The organism is Xanthobacter autotrophicus, assembly GCF_029991245.1.
GTDB lineage: Bacteria > Pseudomonadota > Alphaproteobacteria > Rhizobiales > Xanthobacteraceae > Xanthobacter > Xanthobacter autotrophicus_C.
Window position 1 is genome coordinate 21186 of the sequence record NZ_JAIVFO010000055.1, and the last position, 6466, is coordinate 27651.

The following is a 6466-nucleotide window of genomic DNA, read 5'->3' on the forward strand; positions in this document are numbered from 1 at the left end:
CTGGAGCGGACATGGACGCGCCACCGCACACCACTGGCCCCGATGGGCCGCAGGTTCCCGCTTCGGTGGCGGGGCAGGCGCTGGTGTTTGCGCTCATCGACGTCCTCGACACGCTGAAGGAGGCGATCGAGGAGCGCGATCCGGTGGAGATGGTCCATGACGCGCGCAAGGCCATGAAGGAATTGCGGGCCTTGCTGCGCCTCGTGCCCGGCGAGACCGCCCTGGCCTTGCGCCGGCACACGGCAGAGGTGGCCCGCGCCCTGTCCGGCGCGCGGGACAAGGCCGCGGCCGGCGAGGCCATCGACGTGATCGAGGCCGCCGGCCTTCTCCTCGCCTGCGACGCGGCGGATGCGCGCGCCGCCATCGGCCCCGATGCGGCGGAGCCGGAGGAGGCCGAGCGGCATCGCGCCGCCCTCACCGCCTTCGGTGCCGAGGCGCGGGCGGCACTTGCGGGCGACTTCGGTGCCGAGGTGGCGTCGGCGGACGTGGGGGCCGGGCTGGCGAAGGCCTATCGCCAGGCCCGGCGCGCCCATTTCGCCGGCCCGCCGGCCATGCATGAGGTCCGCAAACGGGTGGTGGCCCATCGCTACCAGATGGGCTTCATCGCCGCCGCCTTCGGCGGGCGGGGTGGGAAGCGCGCCCGCAAGGCCCAGCGCCTGCGGGACATCCTCGGCGCCTATCAGGACATCGAGATCCTGCGCCCCATGCTTCTGGCCGCGCCCGATCTGGCGGACGGGACGCGGCAGCGGCTCGACTTCGCCATGGGCCGCGCCCAGAAGCGGCTGAAGAAGAAGGCCCGCCGCCGGCATGGCGCGCTGTTTCGGCTTCGGCCCAAGGCCTTTCTCGCCCGCTACCGGGATCGACTTTGACCTGTCGCATCGATTTGATGCGGGTCATGGTGCCGTAATCGGTGCCGCGCATGCTGGCGCGCCATCAAAGCGCCCCGAGCACGGGCAAGGAACAGGATGTGCGCCGGCGGCGACCCGCCCGGCGGCTCCCGAGTATGTGAAGAGACCGGCCGATGCCCCTCGACTCCCGCCTTCCGTCCCTGACCCTTGTCCCGACCACGCCGCCCGAGGCGCCCGGTGGGGTGGCTTCGAAGGCCGGGCCGGTCGCCGCCTCTCCGGCTGCCGCTCCGCCGGCTTCCGTGCCGGAGCGTCCCGCCATGGACTTCTCCCAGTTGCCCCATCCGGGCCGGATGCTGGCGCAGATGTGGGCGCGGGCCGCCTGCCATGACGACGAGGATTTCGACCGGGGCTCCGGTCCCGAGGCATTCCGCGCGGTGGATCGGGCGGCGGCGGCGCTGGTGGCGCGCGCCACGTCCGGCCTGTCGCCGGCGGCGCTGTCGCTGGCCTATCTCGACTGGTGGATGCATCTGGCGGCCGCTCCCGGCAAGCAGGCCGAACTGGGGCTGAAGGCGTGGCGCAAGGTGGCGCGGTTCGGCTCCTATGCGGTGGCCTCCAGCTTCGACCGGACCTTCCCCAATTGCATCACCCCCCTGCCGGGCGACGAGCGCTTCAGCGCCCCGGTGTGGCAGGACTGGCCGTTCCGCTTCTGGTACCAGGCCTTTTTGCTGAACCAGCAGTGGTGGCACAACGCCACCCATGGCGTGCCCGGCGTGAAGCCCCACGACGAGGCGCTGGTGGCCTTCGCCGCGCGGCAGCTGCTTGACGTGTTCTCCCCCTCCAATTCGCCGCTCACCAATCCGGAGGTGATCCGCCGTACCCGTGAGAAGGCGGGGGCAAATTTTGTGGAAGGCGCGCGCAACGCGCTGGCCGATCTCGCGCGCAAGGCGAGTGACCAGCCGCCCGTGGGCGCGGAGGCTTTCGTTCCGGGGCAGAACGTGGCGGTGACACCGGGCGAGGTGGTCTTCCGCAACCATCTCATCGAGCTGATCCAGTATCGCGCCACCACGAATGACGTGGCGGCCGAGCCGGTGCTGATCATTCCGGCCTGGATCATGAAATATTACATCCTGGACCTGTCGCCCGAAAATTCGCTGGTGCGCTACCTGGTGTCGAAGGGCCACACGGTGTTCTGCATCTCCTGGCGCAACGTGACGCAGGAGGACCGGGACCTCGGCTTCGACGATTACCGCACCGAGGGCGTCATGGCGGCCCTCGACGCCATCGCGGCCATCGTGCCTGGCAGCAAGGTGCATGCGGCGGGCTATTGCCTCGGCGGCACGCTGTTGTCGGTGGCTGCCGCCGCCATGGCGCGGGCCGAGGACACGCGGCTCGCCTCGGTCACCCTGCTCGCGGCGCAGACGGATTTCTCGGAGGCCGGCGAGCTTCAGCTCTTCGTCGATCCCAGCGAACTCTACATGCTGGAAAGCATGATGTGGGACCAAGGCTATCTCGCCGCCGGGCAGATGGCCGGGGCGTTCGAGATGCTGCGCTCCAACGACCTCGTCTGGTCGCGCCTCGTGCACGAATATCTCATGGGCGAGCGCGCGCCCATGAACGACCTCATGGCCTGGAACGCGGACGCGACCCGCATGCCCTATCGCATGCATTCCGACTATCTGCGCCGCTTCTTCCTCGACAACGACCTTGCCGCCGGCCGCTATCGCGTGAACGGGCGGCCGGTGTCGCTGCTCGACATCAAGGTGCCGCTGTTCGCGGTGGGCACCGAGCGGGACCATGTGGCGCCGTGGCGCTCGGTCTACAAGATCCACCAGCTCACCGACACCGACGTCACCTTCGTGCTCACCTCGGGCGGGCACAACGCGGGCATCGTCAGCGAGCCGGGGCACAAGCGACGGCATTTCCGCCTTCACGAGACGAGGTATGGCGACATGCACCTCGGCCCGGATGAATGGATGGAGGCCAACGCGCCGCAGGACGGCTCCTGGTGGTCCGCCTGGGAAGCCTGGCTTGCCGCCCGGTCCACCGGGCCGGTCGGCCTGCCGCGCATCGGCGGCCCCGACTATCCGGCGCTCGGGCCGGCGCCCGGCACCTATGTGATGCAGCGCTGAGGGATTTTCTGCCTCGAGCCTGGTGTTACGGCACCAGCACGGCGGCGCCCTTCAGGCGGCCGTGGCGCAGGTCGTCCAGGGCTGCGTTGGCCTGCGCCAGGGGGTAGGGCGTCACATGGGTGGTGACGCCCGCCTTGGGGGCCAGCGCCAGGAACTCGTGCGCATCCGTCCGGGTCAGGTTCGCCACCGACAGGATCTTCCGCTCCTCCCACAGCCAGCGATAGGGGAAGGAGGGGATGTCGCTCATGTGGATGCCGCCGCACACCACGCGCCCGCCCTTGCGCACCGCCCGCAGGGCCTGCGGCACCAGTTCCCCCGCCGGGGCGAAGATGAGGGCGGCGTCCAGCGGCTCGGGGGCGGGGGCATCGGACGGACCGGCATAGACGGCGCCGAGGGAGCGGGCGAAGTCCTGGGCCGCTTCATCCCCCGGGCGTGTGAAGGCGTAGATCTCCTGGCCCTGATGGCGTGCCACCTGGGCGATGATGTGCGCCGCCGCGCCAAAGCCGTAGAGGCCGATGCGCCGGCCCTCCCCCGCCATTTTCAGGGTGCGCCAGCCGATGAGGCCGGCGCACAGCAGCGGTGCCAGCGCCGTGTCGTCGCCCCCTTCGCCGAGGGGATAGACGAAGCCGGCATCCGCCACCGTATGGGTGGCGAAGCCGCCGTCCCGGGTGCAGCCGGTGAAGGCGGGGGCGTCGCAGAGGTTTTCCTCCTGCGCGGCGCAATAGGGGCAGGTGCCGCACGCATGGCCGAGCCAGCCCACGCCCACCCGTTCGCCGAGCCGCAGGTGGGACACGCCCGCGCCCAGCGCCGCCACCCGTCCGACGATCTCGTGGCCGGGCACGATGGGCAGCACGCTCTGGGGCAGTTCGCCGTCCACCACATGGAGGTCGGTGCGGCAGACGCCGCAGGCGGTGACCGCGATCACCACCTCGCCCGGCCCCGCGACGGGGTCCGGCCGTTCCTGCGCCACCAGCTTCTCCCCGGTGCGCTTCAGGACCATGGCGAGCATGCGGACCTCCCTGAATAAGACCGATGGCGGGTGAGAGAAGCTCACCCGCCATCGGTCAAGCCCGCGCGGCGTTTGAGCGTCACCCGCTCGGCATCGGTCGAAGACCGAGGCCGATGGTATGAGGGGGGAGGTTGGCACCCTTGCGCCTGATGCGCCAATGATCTCGAGCAAGCCGTTACCGGCGCAAGCTGCGCCCAAGCCGCGCCGAAGCGTCAACTGCCGCCGATGAAGATGCCCGCCGCCAGCACCAGCGCGCCGCCGAGCACCACCTGGAACACTGAGCGCCAGAACGGTGTCTCCATGAAGCGGTTCTGGATGAAGGCGATGGCCCAGAGTTCCACGAACACCACGACGATGGCGATGGCGGTCGCGGTCCAGAACTCGGGGATGAGGTAGGGCAATGCGTGGCCAAGGCCGCCCACCGCCGTCATGACGCCGGAGGCGATGCCGCGCTTGATGGGCGAGCCGCGGCCGGAGATGACGCCGTCGTCATGGATCGCCTCGGTGAAGCCCATGGAGATGCCCGCGCCCACCGCCGCGGCCAGGCCCACCAGCAGGGTGGTGTGGGAATTCTGCGTGGCGAAGGCGGTGGCGAAGATGGGGGCCAGGGTCGAGACCGAGCCGTCCATGAGGCCGGCGAGGCCCGGCTGCACCCAGGTGAGCACGAACTGGCGCCGGGCCTTCTCGTTCTCCTCGGCGCGCTTGTCCACCGGCAGGTAGCGGTCCGCGAGCGAGCCGGCGATCTCCTCGTGCTGCAGCTCGGTCTTGTAGAGGCTTTCCAGCAGCTTGAGGGTGCCGGGGTCGGACGCCTTCTTCTGCGCCTGAAGGTAGAAGTTGGCCGATTCGTCCTCCATCCGCCCGACTTCCGCGCGGATGCGCTCGATGCCGAGGTTGGCCACGGCCCAGACCGGACGGCGATGGTAATAGCCGGCGATGCTCTCGCGGCGGATCAGCGGCACGTGGGGGCCGTAGCGGCGCTCATATTCGCGGGTGAGGCTGGTGGCATGGCCGCGCTCCTGGGCCGCCATGGCCTCAAACACCTTGGCGGTGTCCGGATAGTCCTTGCGCAGGGTCTCGGCATAGTCGGTGTAGGTGTAGGCGTCGTCCTCCTCCGAGGAGATGGCGAGGGCAAGGACTTCCTGCTCCGACAGATCGGAGAAGCGACGGCGGCCGGGGAAAAAGCGCGGCATCCCGGATGACTCCAAATTAGAATATTTCTAATATCATTAGAATAGCGATGGTCCGCAAAGGCAATGCGACCGCATGGCCAGACGCCGGATGGTCACCGGCGAGGAGAGATGCATGCCCGGGGCGGTACGGAGAGTGATGGGCGTCGGCCTGGCGCGCAACCGCTACCTCCTGCTGACGGCCGCCGTGCTGCCGCTGGTGGCCGGCCTCGGCCTGCTGGCGGTGGGGCAGGACCGCGCGGCATTCTTCGCCTTCGTGGCCGGCACCGTGCCGGTGCTCGCGGTGCTGGTGTTCGACATCGCGCGGGCGCTGGGGGAGGGCCGGTTCGGCCTCGATCTGCTCGCGGCCCTGTCCATGGCGACGGCGCTCGCCTTCGGGGAGCCGCTGGCGGGCAATGTGGTCGCCCTGATGTATGCGGGTGGCCAGCAACTGGAGCGCTTCGCCGAGGGACGCGCCCGCCGGGAGATGACCGCGCTTGCCGCCCGCGCCCCCCGCTCCGCCCTGCGGCGGGAGGGGGACACCCTCCGCGAGGTACCCATCGGGGCGCTGAAGGGCGGCGACCTCATCGTGGTGCGGCAGGGCGACACCATTCCCGCCGACGGGCGCATCGGCGGCGGGCCGGCCGTGCTCGACCAGTCCTCCCTCACCGGCGAGGCCCACCCGGTGCGGGTCGAGGAGGGGGAGGAGGCGCCCTCCGGCGCCGTGAACGTGGGCGGCGCGTTTGATGTGCGCGTGCTGCGGCCGGCGGACGAGAGCACCTATGCCGCCATCGTCCGCCTGGTGGAGGCGGCCGCCGCCAGCCGTGCCCCCATGGCGCGCCTCGCCGATCGCTATGCGCTCGCCTTCCTGGTGGTGTCGCTGGGGCTGGCGATTACGGCGGCGGTGCTCTCCGGCGATCCGCGGCGGGCGCTGGCGGTGCTGGTGGTGGCAACCCCGTGCCCGCTCATTCTCGCGGTGCCGGTGGCGCTCATGGCCGGCCTGTCGCGGGCGGCCAGGCGCGGGGTGCTGGTGAAGAGCGGCGGCGCGCTGGAGAAGCTTGCCGCCGTGCGGGCGCTGGTGATCGACAAGACCGGCACCCTGACCCACGGCCGGGCCCAGCTTCAGGAGATCCGCACCGCGCCGGGCTTCCCCGCAGATGAGGTGCTGCGCCTCGCCGCCGCCCTCGATCAGGCCTCCGGCCATGTGGTGGCGGCGGCGCTGGTGGCGGCGGCCAAGGCCCGGGGCCTCGATCTCGCCGTGCCCGATGGCGTGGCGGAAGAGGGCGGCGTCGGCGTCACCGGGCGGGTGGAAGG

5 protein-coding genes are annotated in these 6466 nt (G+C 70.7%); 3 read left to right on the plus strand and 2 right to left on the minus strand.

The features are described from left to right. Positions 1 to 11: 11 nt before the first annotated feature. Together K9U41_RS11390 and K9U41_RS11395 are read left to right on the plus strand one after the other, a co-directional pair. Positions 12 to 869 (plus strand): CHAD domain-containing protein, encoded by an 858-nt coding sequence (locus K9U41_RS11390; protein WP_282640955.1) that lies wholly within the window; start codon positions 12 to 14, stop codon positions 867 to 869. Between the two features lie 341 nt (positions 870 to 1210). Next, on the plus strand, positions 1211 to 2977 hold the full coding sequence (locus tag K9U41_RS11395; protein ID WP_282640959.1) for a PHA/PHB synthase family protein: 1767 nt from the start codon (positions 1211 to 1213) through the stop codon (positions 2975 to 2977). Positions 2978 to 3002: 25 nt separating this feature from the next. Here K9U41_RS11395 and K9U41_RS11400 read toward each other — a convergent pair whose 3' ends face one another. Further along, positions 3003 to 3986: a zinc-dependent alcohol dehydrogenase family protein gene (locus tag K9U41_RS11400; protein ID WP_282640956.1), complete on the minus strand. Its 984-nt coding sequence runs from the start codon at positions 3984 to 3986 to the stop codon at positions 3003 to 3005. Positions 3987 to 4198: 212 nt separating this feature from the next. Then, on the minus strand, positions 4199 to 5176 hold the full coding sequence (mbfA, locus tag K9U41_RS11405; RefSeq protein WP_282640957.1) for an iron exporter MbfA: 978 nt from the start codon (positions 5174 to 5176) through the stop codon (positions 4199 to 4201). Between the two features lie 112 nt (positions 5177 to 5288). Here mbfA and K9U41_RS11410 point away from each other — a divergent pair. Continuing rightward, the coding region (locus K9U41_RS11410) for an HAD-IC family P-type ATPase (protein ID WP_282640958.1) at positions 5289 to 6466 on the plus strand (1178 nt) is incomplete at its 3' end.

What these genes read in the sequence shown, in the direction of transcription:
- K9U41_RS11390 (WP_282640955.1), top strand. Translation starts at nt 12, where the DNA reads ATGGACGCGCCACCGCACACCACTGGCCCCGATGGGCCGCAGGTTCCC.
- K9U41_RS11395 (WP_282640959.1), top strand. Translation starts at nt 1,211, where the DNA reads ATGTGGGCGCGGGCCGCCTGCCATGACGACGAGGATTTCGACCGGGGC.
- K9U41_RS11400 (WP_282640956.1), bottom strand. Translation starts at nt 3,986, where the DNA reads ATGCTCGCCATGGTCCTGAAGCGCACCGGGGAGAAGCTGGTGGCGCAG.
- mbfA (WP_282640957.1), bottom strand. Translation starts at nt 5,176, where the DNA reads ATGCCGCGCTTTTTCCCCGGCCGCCGTCGCTTCTCCGATCTGTCGGAG.